This is a genomic window from Sphingomonas floccifaciens, assembly GCF_042681125.1.
Taxonomy (GTDB): domain Bacteria; phylum Pseudomonadota; class Alphaproteobacteria; order Sphingomonadales; family Sphingomonadaceae; genus Sphingomonas; species Sphingomonas floccifaciens.
This window is the reverse complement of the sequence record NZ_JBHUFC010000001.1, coordinates 81,361-99,460: the sequence shown is the minus strand read 5'-3', so window position 1 is coordinate 99,460 and position 18,100 is coordinate 81,361. Positions and strand designations below refer to the sequence as shown.

General features: G+C 67.9%; 15 protein-coding genes and 1 tRNA gene. 9 read left to right on the top strand and 7 right to left on the bottom strand.

The window, feature by feature from the left end:
- Positions 1–75: 75 nt before the first annotated feature.
- From ACFSC3_RS00475 to ACFSC3_RS00440, 8 genes are all read left to right on the top strand, one after another.
- Positions 76–1,779 (top strand): M28 family metallopeptidase, encoded by a 1,704-nt coding sequence (locus tag ACFSC3_RS00475; protein ID WP_380937645.1) that lies wholly within the window; start codon positions 76–78, stop codon positions 1,777–1,779.
- Between the two features lie 149 nt (positions 1,780–1,928).
- The gene (locus tag ACFSC3_RS00470) at positions 1,929–2,816 is read left to right on the top strand and encodes an alpha/beta fold hydrolase (RefSeq protein WP_380937643.1); all 888 of its coding nucleotides are present in this window, start codon (positions 1,929–1,931) and stop codon (positions 2,814–2,816) included.
- 232 nt (positions 2,817–3,048) lie between these two features.
- Positions 3,049–3,981 (top strand): DnaJ C-terminal domain-containing protein, encoded by a 933-nt coding sequence (locus ACFSC3_RS00465; RefSeq protein ID WP_380937641.1) that lies wholly within the window; start codon positions 3,049–3,051, stop codon positions 3,979–3,981.
- 8 nt (positions 3,982–3,989) lie between these two features.
- The gene (locus ACFSC3_RS00460; RefSeq protein ID WP_380937639.1) at positions 3,990–4,961 is read left to right on the top strand and encodes a YihY/virulence factor BrkB family protein; all 972 of its coding nucleotides are present in this window, start codon (positions 3,990–3,992) and stop codon (positions 4,959–4,961) included.
- 8 nt (positions 4,962–4,969) lie between these two features.
- Complete coding sequence (gene fabI, locus ACFSC3_RS00455) at positions 4,970–5,761, top strand: enoyl-ACP reductase FabI (RefSeq protein WP_380938522.1); 792 nt, start codon at positions 4,970–4,972, stop codon at positions 5,759–5,761.
- On the top strand, positions 5,758–6,285 hold the full coding sequence (locus tag ACFSC3_RS00450) for a GNAT family N-acetyltransferase (RefSeq protein WP_380937637.1): 528 nt from the start codon (positions 5,758–5,760) through the stop codon (positions 6,283–6,285). Before fabI ends, ACFSC3_RS00450 begins: the two co-directional genes overlap by 4 nt.
- Positions 6,282–7,343, top strand: a complete 1,062-nt coding sequence (gene aroC, locus ACFSC3_RS00445) for a chorismate synthase (protein ID WP_380937635.1) — start codon at positions 6,282–6,284, stop codon at positions 7,341–7,343. The genes ACFSC3_RS00450 and aroC overlap by 4 nt, the downstream gene beginning before the upstream one ends.
- 82 nt (positions 7,344–7,425) lie before the next feature.
- Complete coding sequence (locus ACFSC3_RS00440; RefSeq protein ID WP_380937633.1) at positions 7,426–7,761, top strand: hypothetical protein; 336 nt, start codon at positions 7,426–7,428, stop codon at positions 7,759–7,761.
- A gap of 240 nt (positions 7,762–8,001) precedes the next feature.
- Here the strand turns inward: ACFSC3_RS00440 and ACFSC3_RS00435 are convergent, their stop codons facing one another.
- Both ACFSC3_RS00435 and ACFSC3_RS00430 read right to left on the bottom strand, forming a co-directional pair.
- On the bottom strand, positions 8,002–9,291 hold the full coding sequence (locus ACFSC3_RS00435; RefSeq protein ID WP_380937631.1) for an adenylosuccinate synthase: 1,290 nt from the start codon (positions 9,289–9,291) through the stop codon (positions 8,002–8,004).
- A gap of 36 nt (positions 9,292–9,327) precedes the next feature.
- Positions 9,328–12,750 (bottom strand): PAS domain-containing protein, encoded by a 3,423-nt coding sequence (locus tag ACFSC3_RS00430; protein ID WP_380937629.1) that lies wholly within the window; start codon positions 12,748–12,750, stop codon positions 9,328–9,330.
- 68 nt (positions 12,751–12,818) lie between these two features.
- On the opposite strand from ACFSC3_RS00430, the gene ACFSC3_RS00425 reads away from it, so the two are divergent.
- Positions 12,819–13,820, top strand: a complete 1,002-nt coding sequence (locus tag ACFSC3_RS00425) for a fumarylacetoacetate hydrolase family protein (protein WP_380937627.1) — start codon at positions 12,819–12,821, stop codon at positions 13,818–13,820.
- A 90-nt stretch (positions 13,821–13,910) separates the two neighbouring features.
- On the opposite strand, the gene ACFSC3_RS00420 is transcribed toward ACFSC3_RS00425, so the two are convergent.
- The 5 genes from ACFSC3_RS00420 to ACFSC3_RS00400 form a co-directional block, all read right to left on the bottom strand.
- The gene (locus tag ACFSC3_RS00420) at positions 13,911–14,624 is read right to left on the bottom strand and encodes an extensin-like domain-containing protein (protein ID WP_380938520.1); all 714 of its coding nucleotides are present in this window, start codon (positions 14,622–14,624) and stop codon (positions 13,911–13,913) included.
- 26 nt (positions 14,625–14,650) lie between these two features.
- Positions 14,651–15,403 (bottom strand): NUDIX hydrolase, encoded by a 753-nt coding sequence (locus ACFSC3_RS00415; protein WP_380937625.1) that lies wholly within the window; start codon positions 15,401–15,403, stop codon positions 14,651–14,653.
- Between the two features lie 121 nt (positions 15,404–15,524).
- Complete coding sequence (locus tag ACFSC3_RS00410) at positions 15,525–15,977, bottom strand: YaiI/YqxD family protein (protein ID WP_380937623.1); 453 nt, start codon at positions 15,975–15,977, stop codon at positions 15,525–15,527.
- Between the two features lie 177 nt (positions 15,978–16,154).
- A complete protein-coding gene (locus tag ACFSC3_RS00405) occupies positions 16,155–17,864 on the bottom strand; it encodes a DEAD/DEAH box helicase (protein WP_380937621.1) in 1,710 nt (569 codons plus the stop codon).
- 114 nt (positions 17,865–17,978) lie between these two features.
- Positions 17,979–18,054 (bottom strand) — tRNA-Ala (locus ACFSC3_RS00400).
- Positions 18,055–18,100: the final 46 nt, after the last annotated feature.

Below are 18,100 nucleotides of genomic sequence, written 5' to 3'. Positions count from 1 at the left end.
CCTGCGAATTGCACATGCCGTCACAGCGTTGCTACGCATCAGTCATCCGAATTCTCCGTAAGGGACTCCAAGACCTTGGCCAAACTCCGTTTCGCGACCTCCGCGGCGCTGTCGCTCGTGCTCGCCATCCCCGCCGTCGCCCAGACCGCCTCGACGCCAGCAGCCGCGCCTGCGTCTCCCGCCGCCGCCCCCGCCGCGGACCCGGCGCAGCGCAACGCGATCACCAACGCTGCGCTGCCGGCGGCCGAAGCGGCGATGAAGGCGCACGTCATGTTCCTGGCGTCGGACGCGATGAAGGGCCGCGATGCGGGCAGCCCGGAATATGACATCGCCGCGCAATATGTCGCATCGCAGTTCTACGCGGCCGGCCTGCGCCCGATGGGCGACGACGGCAGCTACCTGCAGAAGGTGCCGCTGATCACCGTCAAGGCGAAGGATCAGGGCAGCTTCGCCTATCAGCCGCCGAAGGGCGCCCCGGTGCCGATGGCGTTCGGCAAGGACTATGTCCCCGGCACCAACCCGTCGAAGCCGGTGACCAGCGTCGACGCGTCGCTCGCCTTCGTCGGCTTCGGCATCGTCGAGCCCGGCAGCAAGCGCGACGACTATGCCGGCGTCGATGTGAAGGGAAAGATCGTGCTGATGTTCGGCGGCGCGCCCGAAAGCCTGCACCCGGAACTGCGTGCCCACTTCGGCAGCACCGCGACCAAGCGCGCGATCGCGATGGCCAAGGGCGCTGTCGGCGTGCTGACGATCGAACCGACCGCCGGCATGATCACCATGGCCGCTGCCGGCTACCAGCGGTCGCGCGTGACGTGGGAAAAGGGCGGCGTCGGCTTCGACCCCGCACCCCGCGCGCCCGGTCTGGGCATGATCAGCCAGGCCTTCGCGCAGACGCTGTTCGCCGGCTCCAGGCTGAAATGGACGGACGTCGTGAAGGGCGCTGGCTCCGCCGAAACGCGCTTCAAGGCGACCGTCCTGCCGGGCAGGATCGCCGCAGCCATCAACACCGAATGGACGCCGCTTCCGAGCTCCAACGTCGTCGGCCTGCTGCCGGGCGGCGATCCGAAATTGAAGGGCGAATATGTCGTCCTCAGCGCCCATCTCGACCACGTCGGCGTCGGCCGCGCGGTCAACGGCGACACCATCTACAACGGCGCCGAGGACAATGCGGTCGGCATCGCCTCGCTGATCGAGGAAGCCAAGAAGTTCAAGGCGAGCGGCACCCCGCCCAAGCGCTCGATCCTGTTCCTGGCCGTCACGGCGGAGGAAAAGGGCCTGGTCGGCGCGGAATATTTCGCCAACAACCCGACCGTGCCAAAGGGGGCGATGGTTGCCGACGTCAACCTCGACATGCCGATCATCACCTACAAGTTCGAGGATGTGATCGCCTTCGGTGCCGACCGCTCGACGCTCGGCCCGATCGTGCGCAAGGCGGCCGCCTCGATCGGCGTGGGCTTCTCGCCGGATCCGATGCCGGAACAGGGCCTGTTCACCCGCAGCGACCATTATCGCTTCGTCCAGCAGGGAATCCCAAGCGTCTTCCTATGGCCGGGCCAGGCGGGTCCGGGCAAGGCCGCGGTCGATGACTTCTTCAAGAACCATTATCACAAGCCCAGCGACGAGGTCTGGCAGATGCCGGCACTCGACTGGAGCCAGGGCGTCCGCTTCGTCGACGTGAACTACGCCATCGCGCGCGAGATCGCCGATGGCGCGGAGCGGCCGCGGTGGAACAAAGGCGATTTCTTCGGCCTGCTCTATGGCGGGTTCGGGGCGAAGTAACTTCACCGACGAACGATCGTCACCCCCGCGCAAGCGGGGGTCAATTCTGGCTGGCGCTTCGGCTCCATGCGCACCGTCAGCCAGAATTTATCCCCGCCTCCGCGGGGATGACGCCTACAGAGGGCGGAATCACCCCAAGAAAGATCCGCATGACCGCCATCATCGCCAACGGCATCACGCTCGAATATGAGGACGCCGGCGACCCCGCCGCCCAGCCGATCCTCCTCATCATGGGTCTCGGCGCGCAGCTAACCTTATGGCCGGACGAGCTGATCGACGCGCTGGTCGCCCGCGGCTTTCGCGTCATCCGGTTCGACAACCGTGACGTCGGCCTGTCGACGAAGTTCGATCGCGCCGGTCTGCCCGACCTCGCGCAGCTGATGATGGCGATGATGAGCGGACGGGGGTTCGCGCCGCCCTATACCCTGAGCGATATGGCCGCCGACGCGGTCGGGCTGCTCGATGCGCTCGGCGTCCCCAGCGCGCATATCGTCGGCGCGTCGATGGGCGGCATGATCGCCCAGCTGGTCGCCGCCGATCATCCGACGCGCGTCCGGTCGCTGACCTCGATCATGTCGACCAGCGGCAACCCCTCGCTACCCCCCGCCCGGCCCGAGGCGATGGCGGTGCTGACCGGGCGCCCGATGTCCGCCGATCGCGAGACGATCGTCGCCCATGGGATGCGGACAGCGCAGGTCATCGGCAGCCCGGCCTATCCCTACGATCTCGACCGATTGCGCACCCGCGTGGAGCGCGACATCGACCGCAGCTTCGCGCCCGCCGGCGCCATGCGCCAGATGTCGGCGATCCTGGCCGACGGCGACCGCCGCGAGCGGCTGCGCCGTATCACCGCGCCGACGACCATCATCCACGGCGACGCCGATCCTCTGGTCCCCGTCGAAGGCGGTCGCGATACGGCGGCGGCGATTCCGGGTGCGGAACTCGTCATCCTGCCGGGCATGGGCCACGACCTGCCCCTGCCGCTGATCGACGACATCGCGGACGCCATCGCGGCGACGGCGGCGCGGGGTCGGTAGAAGAAGAAAGAAGATTGGTTCGGGTGCCCCTGCGGGGCACAAGGCGCGAAGGGGGCTGGACTCTTGGCTGCGAAGCAGCCCTTCATTGAGCGCTGTTGGTGTCTTCCGATCGACAACCGCGGGCGAGACACCTTAGCGCCTTTGCGCCTTGTGCCCGCAGGGCACACCAAAATCCCTTCTTCTTCTCGCCTTCTGCCCTAAATAGACGCGAACTACCGACACAGGGATATCGATGGCCGATCCTTACCAGACCCTGGGCGTCGCCCGCGGCGCCAGCGAAGACGAGATCAAGAAGGCGTATCGCAAGCTCGCCAAGGAGCTGCATCCCGACCGCAACAAGGACAATCCGAAGGCGTCGGAGCGGTTCAGCCAAGTGACGCAGGCCTATGACCTGCTGACCGACAAGGACAAGCGCGCCCGCTTCGACCGTGGCGAGATCGACGGCGACGGTAACCCGACCGCGCCCTTCGGCTACGGCCCGCGCCCGGGTGCCGGCGCGCGACCGGGCGGCGGCGGGTTCTCGGCCGATTTCGGCGGCGGCGACTCGGGCGATTTCTCCGACATCTTCGAAAGCATCTTCAGCGGCGCGCGTGGCGGCGGTGGCGGCTTTCAGGGCGGCTTCGGCCGGCGCCCGCAGCCCAAGGGCGCCAACGTGCCCTATCGCCTGGTCGTCAGCTTCGAGGACGCAGCATCGCTCGCAACCCAGCGGATTACCCTGCGCGACGGCAAGACGATCGACCTGAAGCTGCCCGCCGGTGTCGAGACGGGCACGCAGATGCGCCTGTCGGGCAAGGGCGATCCCGGCCCCGGCGGCAATGGCGATGCGATCGTCTCGATCGAGGTCGGCCAGCACCGTTTCTTCACCCGCGACGGCGACGATGTGCGGCTCGACTTGCCGGTCAGCCTCGCCGAAGCGGTGCTGGGCGCCAAGGTGCCGGTGCCGACCGTCGAGGGCAATGTCATGCTGACCGTCCCCAAGGGCGCGTCGTCGGGCAAGACGCTGCGTCTCAAAGGCCGCGGGTTCCACAAGAAGGGCGGCGAGCGCGGCGATCAGCTGGTCACGCTGATGATCGAGCTACCCGCCGACGACGCCGAACTGACCGCCTTCGTCGAGAGCTGGTCGGGCAGGAACAGCGGGAACCCGAGGGCGCGCCTGGGCGTCTGAGCCCTTACGTGACCGACGTCATCGCCCCCCAGACGCCCGAGGCGCGCGCGCACCACAGCCACCGCGCCCGCGCGCGCATGCAGGCCGAATGGAAGAAGCTCGGCCCCGGAAGCCGTGCATGGGAGGTGCTGAAACGCGTCCTGATCGGCGTCTACAACGACGGCTTCATCCACGCCGGCAACCTCGCCTATCTCTCGCTGATGACGGTGTTCCCGTTCTTCATCGTGACCGCCGCCATCGCCTCGATCTTCGGACAGAGCGAGGAGGCGCGGCAGACGGTCGTCTCCTTCCTCAACGTCCTGCCGCCCGACGTCGCCGACCTGCTCCGCAAGCCCATCTCCGACGTGCTGACGGCGCGCACCGGCAATCTGCTGCTGCTGGGCGGACTCATCGGCCTGTGGACCGTCGGCAGCTTCATCGAGACGATCCGCGACATCTTCCGCCGCGCCTATGGCACCGTCTTCGCCAACCCCTTCTGGAAATACCGGCTGGGGTCGGTCGCGGTGATCGTCGGCTCGGTCGTGCTCGCGCTCGTCAGCTTCCTCGTGCAGGGCCTGCTGACCGCGGCGGAGCAGTTCATCTATCAGCTGCTGCCCTTTGCCGAAGGTGTCGCCGGCTGGATCGGGATCAGCCGCGCAATCCCCGGCGTCGTCATGTTCGGCGCGCTCTACATGCTGTTCTACTCCGTCACGCCGTCGAAATACCGCTATTCCAACTGCCCGAAATGGCCAGGCGCCTTGTTCACCGCGGTGTGGTGGGTGTCGATGACGGCGCTCCTGCCCAAGATTCTGTCGCTGCTTGGCGGCTACGACCTGACCTATGGCAGTCTTGCCGGGGTCGTGGTCATGCTGCTCTTCTTCTTCCTGATCGGCCTGGGCATCGTCTTCGGCGCGCATCTGAACGCGGCACTGGCGGAACCGCCCGTACCTGCGGTAGACGCCCCCGAAACAAGGACGGAAGTGGAAGGGTCGGCGGCGTGACGGGATTGATGCAGGGGAAGCGCGGGCTGATCATGGGCCTGGCCAATGACAAGTCGCTGGCCTGGGGGATCGCCAAGCAGTTGAGCGACGCGGGCGCGGAGCTCGCCTTCAGCTATCAGGGCGCGGCGATGGAAAAGCGCGTACGACCGCTCGCCGAACAACTGGGCGTGGCGCGCCTGTTCGACTGCGACGTCAGCGACATGGACGCGCTCGACGCGACCTTCGACGCGCTGAAGGCGGAATGGCCGACGATCGACTTCGTCGTCCACGCGATCGGTTTCTCCGACAAGTCGCAGCTTCGTGGGCGCTATTACGACACGACGCTCGACAACTTCCTGATGACCATGAACATCTCCGCCTATTCGCTGGTCGCGGTGGCCAAGCGCGCACGCGAGATGATGCCGAACGGCGGGTCGATCCTGACGCTGACCTATTACGGCGCGGAAAAGGTCATCCCCCACTACAACGTCATGGGCGTCGCCAAGGCCGCGCTGGAGACGAGCGTGAAGTATCTCGCGGTCGACCTGGGCCGCGACAACATCCGCGTGAACGCGATCTCGGCAGGCCCGATCCAGACGCTGGCGGCGCGCGGGATCGGTGATTTCAACTATATTCTCAAATGGAACGAACTGAACGCGCCGATGCGCCGGACGGTGACCATCGAGGATGTCGGCGGCGCCGGCCTTTACATGCTCAGCGACCTGTCGTCGGGCGTGACCGGCGAGATCCACCACGTCGATGCCGGCTACAACGTCATCGGCATGAAGGCGGAGGACGCCCCGGACATCGCGCTGGCGTGAGCTACACGATCCGCGCCGCGACCGGTGGGGACGTCGCGGCGATCGAGGCGCTACTCGCCGCCGCTTTTCCCGAACCGGCCGAGGCGATGCTGGTCCGCCGGCTGTGCATCGACGGCGACATGGTGCTGACACTCGTCGCGGATGACGAGGAGACGGGTGCGCTGGCCGGCATGATCGCTTTCAGCCGGATGGCGGTGGAGGTCGACGGAAAGCCCGTCCCCGCCGTCGCGCTGGCGCCGATCGCGACGGCCGCAGCACACCGCCGGCGCGGCATCGCCGACCTGTTGATCCGCACGGGCCTGCGGGATCTGGCGGCGGCGGGCGTCGTGCTGTGTTTCGTACTGGGCGAGCCCGACTTCTACGGCCGCCACGGTTTTTCGGTCGATTGGGCGAAGGGTTTCGACAGCCCCTATGCCGGCGATTATCTGATGGCGCTGCCGTTGCAGGACGGGAAGATGCCGTGCGGCGTGCGCGGCGTCGCGGTGCATGCAAAGGCGTTTGCAAGCCTGGGGGAAGAGGCGTGAGCTACAACACATTCGGCCGCGTGTTTCGCTTCACGACATGGGGCGAGAGCCACGGCCCGGCGCTGGGCGTCGTGATCGACGGCTGCCCGCCGGGCATCACGCTGTCGGAAGGCGACATCCAGCCGTGGCTCGACAAACGCCGGCCGGGCACGAGCCGCTTCACGACGCAGCGCCGCGAACCCGACGCGGTCCGCATCCTGTCGGGCGTGTTCGAGGGGCGGACCACCGGCACGCCGATCAGCCTGATGATCGACAATGTCGACCAGCGATCGAAGGACTATTCGAACGTCGCGCTCGCCTATCGGCCCGGCCATGCCGACTATGCCTATGACGCGAAATACGGCTTCCGCGACCATCGCGGCGGTGGACGGTCGTCGGCGCGCGAGACGGCGGCGCGGGTCGCGGCGGGCGCGGTCGCGCGGCTGGTGATCCCCGAAGTGACGATCACCGGCTGGGTCGAGGCGATCGGCGGCGATGTCGCGACCGGCTTCGATGCCGGCCAGATCGATCAGAACCCGTTCTTCGCCGCCGATGCGAACGCCGCCGCGCGCTGGGAAACGCTGGTCGACGGCGCGCGCAAGTCTGGCTCGTCGCTGGGTGCGGTCGTCGCGTGCGAGGCTACAGGCGTGCCGGCAGGCTGGGGCGCACCGCTCTATGCCAAGCTCGATTCTGAACTCGCCGCCGCCGCCATGTCGATCAATGCGGTGAAGGGCGTGGAGATCGGCGACGGGTTCGCCGCCGCCGCTTTGTCGGGGGAGGCGAATGCCGATCCGATGCGCCCCGGCGCCGCGGGGCCGGAATTCCTCGCCAACCACGCGGGCGGCATCGCGGGCGGCATCTCAACCGGCCAGCCGGTGCGGTTGCGCGTCGCGTTCAAGCCGACCAGCTCGATCCTGACCCCGGTCGAAACGATCACGCGCGAGGGCGATGCGACCGAAATCGCGACGAAAGGCCGCCACGACCCTTGCGTCGGCATTCGTGGCGTGCCGGTGGTCGAGGCGATGATGGCGCTGGTTTTGGCCGACCAGAAGCTGCTCCACCGCGCACAATGCGGGTAGGGCGTGGCTGAACAGGGGTAGGCGGACTCTCCTTTTCCCATCCCGCGCGTTGGTAGGTCACGGAATTCGAGGAGAGAATGCCATGACCAAGATGCTCATTGCCGGCGTGATTGCCGCCGGCCTGTCCACCGCTGCCGTCGCTCAGACGACGACGCCGCAGACCACGCCGATGCCGGGCACGACACAGACGATGCCGGCCAATCCGGCGACGCCCGCTACCCCGGCGACGCCAGCCGATCCCATGATGTCGCCGGCGGTTCCGGCCGATCCGGCAATACCCGCGACGCCTGCCGATCCGATGACGACGACGGCACCAACGGATTCGACCACCAACAGCACGCCGACGACCACCGACGATCCGGCGATGACGCCGACTGACGGCGAGAAGCCGAAGAAGGACAAGAAGCGTCCGCGCTAAGCGCTGAGGCGTGAAAACAGGACCGCCGCGTCGATCGGGTGATCGGCGCGGCGGTTTTGTTTCGGCGTGAAAGGCGATCGGCTTTAACAACCCGTTCGTGCTGAGCGCAGTCGAAGCACCTTGTGGAGGGCCGCCCTTCGACTTCGCTCAGGGCGAACGAGGGTGAACAAAACTAGTCGCATTGCACTCTGAATCCGTGATTCCGGCGCGGGCGGGAATGACGATCGATAGGTCCGCGGCTCAATCCGCGAACGGATCGCGCACCAGGATCGTGTCGTCGCGTTCCGGGCTGGTCGACACCAGCGCCACCGGGCATTGGATCAGTTCCTCGACGCGGCGGATGTACTTGATCGCCTGCGCCGGCAGCTCGGCCCAACTGCGCGCGCCGGCCGTCGTTTCCGCCCAGCCGGGCATGGTTTCCCACACCGGCTCCACCTGCGCCTGATCGGCGGCATGTGCGGGGAAATGGTCGAGCATCTGGTCGCCCAGCTTGTAGCCGGTGCAGATCCGCACTTCCTCGAACCCGTCGAGCACGTCGAGCTTGGTCAGCGCAATGCCGGTCACGCCCGACACCGCCACCGACTGGCGCACCAGCACCGCGTCGAACCAGCCACAACGGCGCTTGCGGCCCGTGACCGTGCCGAATTCATGGCCGCGCACGCCCAGCCGCTCGCCGGTTTCGTCCTCCAGCTCGGTCGGGAACGGGCCGGATCCGACGCGGGTGGTATAGGCCTTGGCGATGCCCAGCACGAAGCCGACCGCGCTCGGCCCCAGGCCGGAACCAGCGGCGGCCGTTCCGGCGACGGTGTTGGACGAAGTGACGAACGGGTAGGTGCCGTGATCGATGTCGAGCAGCACGCCCTGCGCGCCTTCGAACAGCATCCGCCGCCCCTTGGCCTTGGCCTCCGCCAACAGCTTCCACGCGGGCTTGGCATAGGGCAGCACGAAGTCGGCGATCTCGCGCAATTCGTTCAGCAATCGCTCGCGGTCGATCGGCGGCTGACCGAAACCGGCCCGCAGCGCATCATGATGCGCGGTCAGGCGGTCAAGCTGAGGTCCAAGTGCGTCGAGGTGTGCCAGGTCGCAGACGCGGATCGCGCGACGCCCGACCTTGTCCTCATAGGCCGGGCCGATGCCGCGCCGAGTCGTGCCGATCTTGCCCGCGCCGCTGGCATCCTCGCGCAGCGCGTCGAGATCGCGGTGGAACGGCAGGATCAGCGGGCAGGTGTCGGCGATGATCAGCGTGTCGGGCGAGATCGCGACACCCTGCCCCGTCAGTTTGGCGATCTCGTCGCGCAGATGCCAGGGGTCGAGCACGACACCGTTGCCGATGACGCTGGGCGTACCGCGGACGATGCCTGAGGGGAGCAGCGACAGCTTGTAGACTTTCTCGCCGACGACCAATGTGTGGCCGGCGTTATGACCGCCCTGGAACCGCACGACCATGTCGGCGCGCTCCGCCAGCCAGTCGACGATCTTGCCCTTGCCCTCGTCACCCCATTGGGCGCCGATCACCGCGACGTTGGCCAAATCCCGTATCCCCGATCTTGGAAAACCGGCGTGCCCCTAGCTTACGGGGGCGCCTGCGTCGAGCGTTTGGCGCACGCGCATCGCCAATGTCGTCACGTCGAACGGCTTGCGCAGCACTTGCGGACCGACCGCCTCGGCCGCCTCGCCCTCTTCGCGCGTGTATCCGCTGGTGAACAGCACGCACAAATCCGCGCGGCGATCGAGCGCCGCGGCGGCGAGCTCGCGGCCGGTCATCTCCGGCATCACCATGTCGGTGAAGAGCAGGTCGGGCGCCAGTCCCTGATCGATCAGCCGCAAGGCGCTTGGCCCGTCCGGCGCCGAGGCGACCCGGTAGCCGAGTTCCTCCAGCGCCTCTATCGAGAAGTTGCGGACGCGGTCCTCGTCCTCGACGACCAGCACCGATTCGCCCGGCCGTGCGCGTGGCGCGTCGGCGGTGGCCGGCACGGTCACGGCCGGCGCCACACCGCTCGCATCGCGCGGCAGCAGGATGGTGATGCGGGTCCCCTCGCCAAGCGCGGTATCGAGCGTGACGTGCCCGCCCGATTGCCGGACGAAGCCGAAGACCTGACTGAGGCCCAGGCCGGTGCCCTTGCCGACGGACTTGGTGGTGAAGAACGGGTCGAAGGCGCGCGCCGCCGTGGCTTCGTCCATGCCGACGCCGGTATCCGACACCGCGATCATGACATAGTCGCCAGCCGTGGTGCCGGCCGCCGCAGCCAATGTCGCATCGATCGTGCGATTCGCGGTTTCGATCGTAACCCGACCGCCGCGCGGCATCGCATCGCGCGCGTTGACCGCCAGGTTGACCAGCGCATTTTCCAGCTGTCCGCGGTCGGTGCGCGCGAACCAGGCGTCGCTCGCCAGCCGCGTCTCGACCTGGATGCCCTCGCCCAGCGTCCGGTCGAGCAGCTCGGTCATCCCATCGACCAGCTGATTGAGGTCGGTGGGCGCGGGGTCGATCGTGGTCTGGCGCGAGAAGCTGAGCAACCGCTGGGTCAGCGCCGCCGCCCGCGTCGCGCCATCGCGCGCCGCCTCGACATAGCGGCCGACATCCGACCGGCCCTGCGCGACGCGGCGCTCCAGCAGATCGAGCGCGCCGATCACGACCGCCAGCATATTGTTGAAATCATGCGCGATGCCGCCGGTCAGCTGGCCGACCGCCTCCATCTTCTGCGCCTGTCGCAGCTGCGCTTCGGCCGCCATCAACTGCTCGGTCCGTTCGGCCACCGCCTTTTCCAGATCGATGCGCGACCGCGCCAGCACGTCGCGCGCCTCGACGATCTCCTGGATGTCGGTGCAGGTGCCGAACCAGCGCGTGATCCGCCCGTTCGCATCGCGCACCGGCAACGCGCTGCCCAGCACCCAGCGATAGACCCCCGACCGGTGCCGCAGCCGATATTCGATGCGGTACGGGTCGCCTGTCTGCAGGCTGTAGTTCCACTGTTCCCACGCCCGCGGCTGATCCTCTTCGTGGAAGATGCCCGCCCAGCCCTCGCCATCGGTCGATCCGTGGGGCACGCCGGTAAAATCGTACCAGCGCTCGTTGAAATAATCGTGGAATCCGTCGGCGCGGGTCGACCAGATCATCTGGTCGATCGAATTGGCGATGGCGCGGAACTTCGCTTCGCTTTCGGCAAGTGCCGTGACCGCCTGCGCACGATCAACCGCGTCCCAGGCGGCCTCCGCAACCGCCTCGATCAGCGAAATCTCGTCCGCGCTCCATTGCCGCGGACGGTCCTGGTTGACGTAGAAGACCGCGACCCAGCGGCCGTACCGCAGCAACGGCACGCCGACCCCGGCACCCGCGCCGTGCTGAGTCGGGCCATCGGAATGAAGCTGGCGTTCCTCGCGCTCATAGTCGTTGACGATCCGCGTCTCGCCACCGCGGTAGTTCGCAAGGACACGCGCCCCCAGCCGATCGAGCGGCAGATCGCCGGTCAGCGGCGACAGGGCATCGCTGGTCCAGCTGCTCTCGAACCGCAACATGCCGCCGTCGATCCGTGCGAAGCCGACGCGATCCGCTCCCATGCGTCGGCCCAGCGCCGCAGACGCGATCCGCATGATGTCCTCCGGCAGCCCAAGCCGGCGCATCTGGTCGTTCAGGCGATAGAGGAAATCCTGCGCTTCGGTCGCCGCTCGCAATTCGCGGGCAGCATTGCGCGCCGCCTCTTCGGCGGTCCGGCGCGTCGTGATGTCGAAGCTGACGCCCGGAAAGCGGACCGCCCGGCCCTCCGCATCAAACTGTGCCCGCCCCTGCGCCACCACCCAGCGGGGGGCGGCGCCGGTGCGGACCAGGCGATATTCCTCGATGAACGGTGCGCCGGTCTTCAGCGTCGCGTCGATCGCCGCCTGTACGCGCGGGAGATCCTCCGGGTGGATGCCGGCAAAAAAGCGATCGATCTCGCCCCCCGCCTTCGCCACTGCCGGATCGACCCCGTACAACCGGGCGAAGCGTTCATCGGCGGTCACGCGATTGGTCGTGACGTCCCAGTCCCAGGTGCCGATGCTGAGCGACGAGCTGAGCGCCAGCTGCAACCGTTCCTCGCTCTTGCGCAGCGCCTCCTCTGCACGGGCGCGATCGGTGACGTCGTTGGCCTGGACGAAGATGTCGGTGACCTGCCCGTCGACGTTGCGGATCGGCTGATAGACGAAATCGAGCAGCCGCACCTCGCCCAGTCCGCCGCCGGCGGCGAAGATCGGCACGGGCGCCGACTCCGCGCGATAGGGCTGTCCGGTGCGCCACACCTCGCGCAGCAACTCGTCGAAGCCGGTTTCGCCGACCTCGGGCAAAGCCTCGACCAGCGGCTTGCCGATGATGTCGCGGTGCCCGACCAAGGCGCTATAGGCTTCGTTCGCGAAGTCGAAGGTGAAGTCAGGCCCGTGGAGCAGCGCGACCGCGCTCGGCCCCTGTTGGAACAGCTCGCGCAGCCGGCCCAGTTCGCGCTTCGTCTCGCGCTCGGCCAGGACCAGCCGCGTCGTCTCATTGCCCTGGTTGAAGACGCCGACGATCTCGCCATGCTCGTCGCGGATCGGCGACAGCGTGTAATTGAACCACGTCTGCACGGGCACGCCGTCGCGCAGGAAGGTCAGCGGCTGATCGAAATTCGAGATGCTTTCGCCGGTCGCGTAGACCGATGCGAATTCCGGCCCGACCACATCCCAGATGTCGTGCCACACCTCGGCCGCCGGCTCGCCGAGGCAACCGGGATGCCGCTCGGCCGGGATGACCGACCAGGCGTCATTGTAGAGCAGCCGCATCTCCGGCCCCCAATAGACGCAGGTCGGATGGTTCGACGACAAACAGACGCCCAGTACCGAGCGCAACGTCGGCGGCCAGTCGACGAGGTCACCCAGCGGAGTCTGCGACCAGTCACGGTCACGAATCCGCTGTCCCATTTCCCCGCCATGATCGAGAAAGCGCAGCCCCATGCGATCGGCTGGTCGGTCAGTCGTGTGCATCTGTCAACATGGTCATCGACACCGGCCGTTGCGGAAGGCATGAAACGCGCAAAGCTGGGAGACGATGCATGAAAGTTGCGAGCCTGAAGCACGGACGTGACGGCCGACTGGTGGTGGTGTCGAACGATCTCGCGTGGTGCGCGGATGCGACGCATATCGCCCCGACGCTGCAAGCCGCGCTGGACGACTGGGACCGGGTGTTGCCCGACCTGCGCAATCTCCAGACCGATCTCGACCACGAAGTCATCCCGCGCATCCGCTTCCACGAGCACGACGCTGCCGCCCCCCTGCCCCGCGCTTATCAATGGGCGGACGGATCGGCCTATGTGAACCATGTCGCGCTGGTTCGGCAGGCGCGCTCGGCGGAGATGCCCGAAAGCTTCTGGCACGACCCGCTGATGTATCAGGGCGGGTCCGACGGATTCCTGGGGCCGCGCGATGGGATCCCGCTGGCCGACGAGGCGTGGGGCTGCGATCTGGAGGCGGAAGTGGTCGTCGTGACCGGCGACGTGCCGCAGGGCGCCAGCCGGGAACAGGCGTTGGATGCGATCCTGCTGGTTGGGCTGACCAACGACGTCAGTCTGCGGAACCTGATCCCCGGCGAGCTGGCCAAGGGCTTCGGCTTCTTCCAGTCCAAACCGGCAAGCGCCTTTTCCCCGGTCTTCGTGACCCCCGACGCGCTGGGCGATTGGTGGCGCGACGGCAAGCTCCATCGCAAGCTGATGGTTGACCTGAACGGCCAGCCATTCGGCCGCGCCGAGGCAGGCGAGGACATGACCTTCGACTTCGGCACGCTGATCGCGCATGCGGCCAGGACGCGCAAACTGGGCGCGGGGACGATCATCGGTTCGGGCACCGTCAGCAACCGCGACGCGGACGGCGGTCCCGGCAAGCCGATCGCGGACGGCGGGGTCGGCTATTCCTGCCTGGCTGAGGTACGCACGGTGGAGACGATCTTGCGCGGAAAGGCGGAGACGCCGTTTCTGAAGAAGGGCGACACGGTTCGAATCTGGGCGGAGGATGACAAGCATCATCCGATCTTCGGGGTGATCGAACAGACGGTCGAATGACTTGGCGTGCTCCCGCGCAGGCGGGAGCCCAGAGTCGCAAACGAGCCGGCCCGCGGCCCTGGGCTCCCGCCTACGCGGGAGCGCCGGCTGTCAACGACAGGCCCTGAAACCCATCGCGCCGCGGTCAGCCTGGTCGAGATGGAAGTGGTCCCGGTGCGCCGCATTATAGTCCGGCGACAGCGTGGTCGCGAACAGCTGGCAGGCACCGTCGCGCACCTCGCGCAGGAACGCCGCCTTTTGGGCGCCCTTCGCGCCCGATCCGTCCCAGTCGCGCACCACGCTGATCCGCGTCCCGTCCGCCAGCACGAAGCCGGCAATATCGATCGCATCCGCCGTCGCGTGCTGGCTGAAGTCGCCCGCGCTGCGCCCGTACATCCGGCGACAGTTATAGCTGCCGAAATGCTCGATCGTCCGCACCGGCGACCCGAAATGCTTCTCTGCCGCGGGCTGGACGACGTTCCATTCCAGCATCGCCATCGCCGCCGCGACCGGGCACGCCATGCCGAGCCCCGCCGGCGCATAGCGCAACGCCGCCGCCCCGCCGGTCGGCCGCACGCCATCGGCATAGCCGCACGCGGACTCCGCCGGTCGCAGCGGTTCGAGCGCAGTATAGCGCACCCCCGCCCTGTCGAGGAGCGCGCGGCACTCGGGGAAATCATCGCCCAGCGCGGCCAGCTTGCGCCCGGTGAACATTCCCGGCTTTTCGGCGAGGTCGAGGGGCGTCCACGGCAGGTCCTGCGGCCGCGATTTCACCACGGCGTAGATGCCGAACACCACGGCCAGCGCGACCGCCGCGACCGTCATCGCGATCAGGAACTGGCGCACACCCTTCACGCGCGGCGCACCGTGTCGGCAGGCTCGGCGGTGACGGGGTAGCCCAGGTCTGCGGGAATGCAGAGGTGCCGCACGCCGTCGCGATCCTCGAACCACGGCGTGATCGGGCGGATGACGTGGGCGCGGGCATCGGCGGCGGCGGCGGCAAAATCGGCGAACAGCGCCAGCCGTTCGAGGTTGCGGCGCGTGGGGAAGATGATCGTCGCTCGCCCCGCATCGGCCTCGGCCAGCATGTCGGCGGCCGTGGTCCAGACGAGGCGACTGTTCTCGGTGGCGTCGACCGATGGCTCTGGCGCATCGTCCGGCAGTCGCGCGAGATAGAAATGCGTATCGAAGATACGGTGCCGCATGCCGAGCGGCAGCCAGCGCGAGAAGGGCAACAGCGCATGCGGGTCGAAGGTCGCGCCGACCGCGTCGAGCGCCGCGCCCATCGTGGCACCGCCGTGCAGCAGCGTCCGCAACCGCGCGATCGTGTCCGAGTCGCCCGGCATTACGCCCGGCGCGACACCCGCCTCTTCGATCGATTCGCGGGCTGCCGCGATCCGGCCCACACCCTCTTCGTCATCCAGCCCCAGCGCCACCGCCAAGGCGTGATCGCCGGGGTCGACCCGACCGCCGGGAAACACCATCGCCCCTCCGGCAAAGACCATCGCCGCCGATCGTTCGACCATCAACATTTCCGGCGGCGCGCCGGCGCGGTCGCGGAAGATCACGACCGTCGCGGCGGGAATCGGGGTCGGGTCGGTCAAGCAAACTCCGTTCGTTTCGAGTAGCGATCGAGCCTGTCGAGAGCGCGTATCGAGAAATGCGTCTCGATACGCCATCTCGACAAGCTCGATGCCTACTCGACACGAACGGTTGAAACGGGATTCAGCGCCGCAAGCGTACGATGGCGGCGTCAGGCGCGGACAGGAAGCGCGAGCGATCTTCCTTCGCGAAGGGCTTGGGCCCGCCGATGGGATCGCCCATAGCCCCGGCCCGCAGGTCGGCCATGATCGCCCGCGTCGCGACCGCCGTACCGATCGAACTCGCGGTGAACGGCTTGCCGTTCGGGGCCAACACGGTCGCACCGGCCTTGATGCAGCGGTCGGCCAGCAGGATGTCGGCGGTGACGACGATCGCCCGACCGTCGCTGTTGTCCGCGATCCAGTCGTCGGCGGCGTCGAACCCGTCCGACACGGTCACCTGCTTGACCAGCGGATGGTCGGGGACGCGCATCCGGCTGTTGCTGACGATCGCGACGGGAACGTCGGTGCGCCAGGCGACGCGGTAGATTTCTTCCTTCACCGGGCAGGCATCGGCGTCGACGAGGATACGGAGCATGGCGGGGGCGATAGGGGATTTGGACGGGCCGTCAAAGATGCAACGCTCCATATTCCGTTCGTGCTGAGCTTGTCGAAGCACCGTTCTTCGTGCCGCAAAGTCAGTGCTCGCGGCTCAAAGAACGGTGCTTCGACAAGCTCAGCACGAACGGGGAGAATACGTTCCTTAGTTCAGTCCTCAGCCCCGCCGCGGGCCGCGCGGCCCGGCTGGCTTCGCGCGATAGGGTGCGCCGCCGCCGGGACGCTGCTGCGGGCGGTTCGGGCCGCCGCGCTGGCGAGCGCTGCCGCCGCCCTGGGGAGGCGGGCCGTCGCCGGGGATGATGGTGACTTCGTCCTCGCCCGCACTGCGCTTCACCGCGTCGTAGAAACGGTCGGCGATGCTGCGGGGAATCTGGAAGCTCGTTTCCATCTGGCCGATGCGGATCGCGCCGACCTCCGCCTTGGTCACATGACCGCGGCGGCAGATCAGCGGCAGGATCCAGCGCGCATCGGCGTTCTGGCGACGGCCGATGTCCATGCGGAACCACACCGTGTCGTCAAAGCCGGCGCGGTGACCCTTCTGCTCCAGCGGCGACAGCGCGGTGCGATCGACCAGTTCCTCGGGCGCCGGCAGTGCGGCGCGGTGCGCGCGGACCAGCGCGGCGGCGATTTCCGCCGGGGTCTTTTCCGCCATCAGGCGCTCGGCCAGCGCCGTATCCTCTTCGTCCACCTCGACCGGCGCGAGCAGGTCGGCGAGCAGCCGTTCGCGGTCCTGCGCGCGAATGTCCTCGACGGTCGGCGGGTCGCGCCACTCGGCGTTGATCCGCGCGCCCTTCAGCATCATGTCGACGCGGCGGCGGCGCGGATAGGGCACGATCAGGACCGCCGTCCCCTTCTTGCCGGCGCGACCGGTGCGGCCGGAGCGGTGCTGCAACGTCTCGGCATCGCGGGGCATTTCGACATGGACGACGAGGCTGAGCGTCGGCAGGTCGATGCCGCGCGCGGCGACGTCGGTCGCGACGCAGACGCGGGCACGACGATCGCGCAGGGCTTGCAGCGCGGAATTGCGCTCGTTCTGGCTATGCTCGCCCGACAGCGCGACGGCGGCAAAGCCACGCTCGACCAGGCTGGCGTGCAGGTGCCGGACATTGTCGCGCGTGGCGCAGAACAGCATCGCCGTTTCCGCTTCGTAGAAGCGCAGCAGATTGATGACGGCGTGTTCGATATCCGACGGCGCGACCGGCACCGCGACATAGGCGATGTCGCCGTGCCCGCGGTTCTCCCCCACCGTCGAGATGCGCAGCGCGTCGCGCTGGTAACGCTTGGCGAGCGCGACGATCGGCTTAGGCATCGTCGCCGAGAACAGGAGCGTCCGACGCCCCTCCGGCGTCGTATCAAGGATGCCCTCCAGATCGTCGCGGAAGCCCATGTCGAGCATCTCGTCCGCTTCGTCGAGCACCGCGACGCGCAAGGAACCGAGGTCCAGCGCCCCACGCTCCAGGTGATCGCGCAGACGCCCCGGCGTGCCGACGACGATATGCGCGCCGCCGTTCAGCGCACGCCGCTCGCGGCTGGCGTCCATGCCGCCGACGCAGGTCGCGATGCGTGCGTTCGCGCCGGCGTAGAGCCAGCCGAGTTCGCGGCTGACCTGCAACGCCAGTTCGCGCGTCGGCGCGATGACGAGCGCGAGGGGCGCACCGGCGAGCGGCAGCTTGCCGTCGACCAGCAGGTCGGGCGCGGCGGCGAGGCCGAAGGCGACGGTCTTGCCCGATCCGGTCTGGGCGGAGACGATCAGGTCGCGACCGACCGCTTCATCGGCGGTGGCTTCGGCCTGGACAGGGGTGAGCGCTTCATAGCCACGCGCGGTCAGCGCGTCGGCGAGGACGGTAGGCAGATTTTCGAACGGCATTTGGGCAACCTAATTTGGAACAAGGATCAAAAGCGCGTGCGAGGCGCCAGGGAACCCGTTTCCAAATGGGCTTGCAGCGTCAGGCAGGGCGAGTGCGTCTGTGTCGAGAGCGGGTGGTGGAGCTGAGGGGAATCGAACCCCTGACCTCTGCAGTGCGATTGCAGCGCTCTCCCATCTGAGCTACAGCCCCGCACTCTCGAAGCCGGCCGCACCTGTTAGCGCCGCCGGGCTCGCCC

Bases quoted from the DNA above. Each gene is read 5' to 3' on its own strand.
- ACFSC3_RS00410 (WP_380937623.1), bottom strand. From the start codon at position 15,977: ATGCTCCGTATCCTCGTCGACGCCGATGCCTGCCCGGTGAAGGAAGAA.
- ACFSC3_RS00470 (WP_380937643.1), top strand. From the start codon at position 1,929: ATGACCGCCATCATCGCCAACGGCATCACGCTCGAATATGAGGACGCC.
- ACFSC3_RS00425 (WP_380937627.1), top strand. From the start codon at position 12,819: ATGAAAGTTGCGAGCCTGAAGCACGGACGTGACGGCCGACTGGTGGTG.
- ACFSC3_RS00430 (WP_380937629.1), bottom strand. From the start codon at position 12,750: ATGCACACGACTGACCGACCAGCCGATCGCATGGGGCTGCGCTTTCTC.
- ACFSC3_RS00420 (WP_380938520.1), bottom strand. From the start codon at position 14,624: ATGACGGTCGCGGCGGTCGCGCTGGCCGTGGTGTTCGGCATCTACGCC.
- fabI (WP_380938522.1), top strand. From the start codon at position 4,970: ATGCAGGGGAAGCGCGGGCTGATCATGGGCCTGGCCAATGACAAGTCG.
- ACFSC3_RS00465 (WP_380937641.1), top strand. From the start codon at position 3,049: ATGGCCGATCCTTACCAGACCCTGGGCGTCGCCCGCGGCGCCAGCGAA.
- ACFSC3_RS00405 (WP_380937621.1), bottom strand. From the start codon at position 17,864: ATGCCGTTCGAAAATCTGCCTACCGTCCTCGCCGACGCGCTGACCGCG.
- ACFSC3_RS00440 (WP_380937633.1), top strand. From the start codon at position 7,426: ATGACCAAGATGCTCATTGCCGGCGTGATTGCCGCCGGCCTGTCCACC.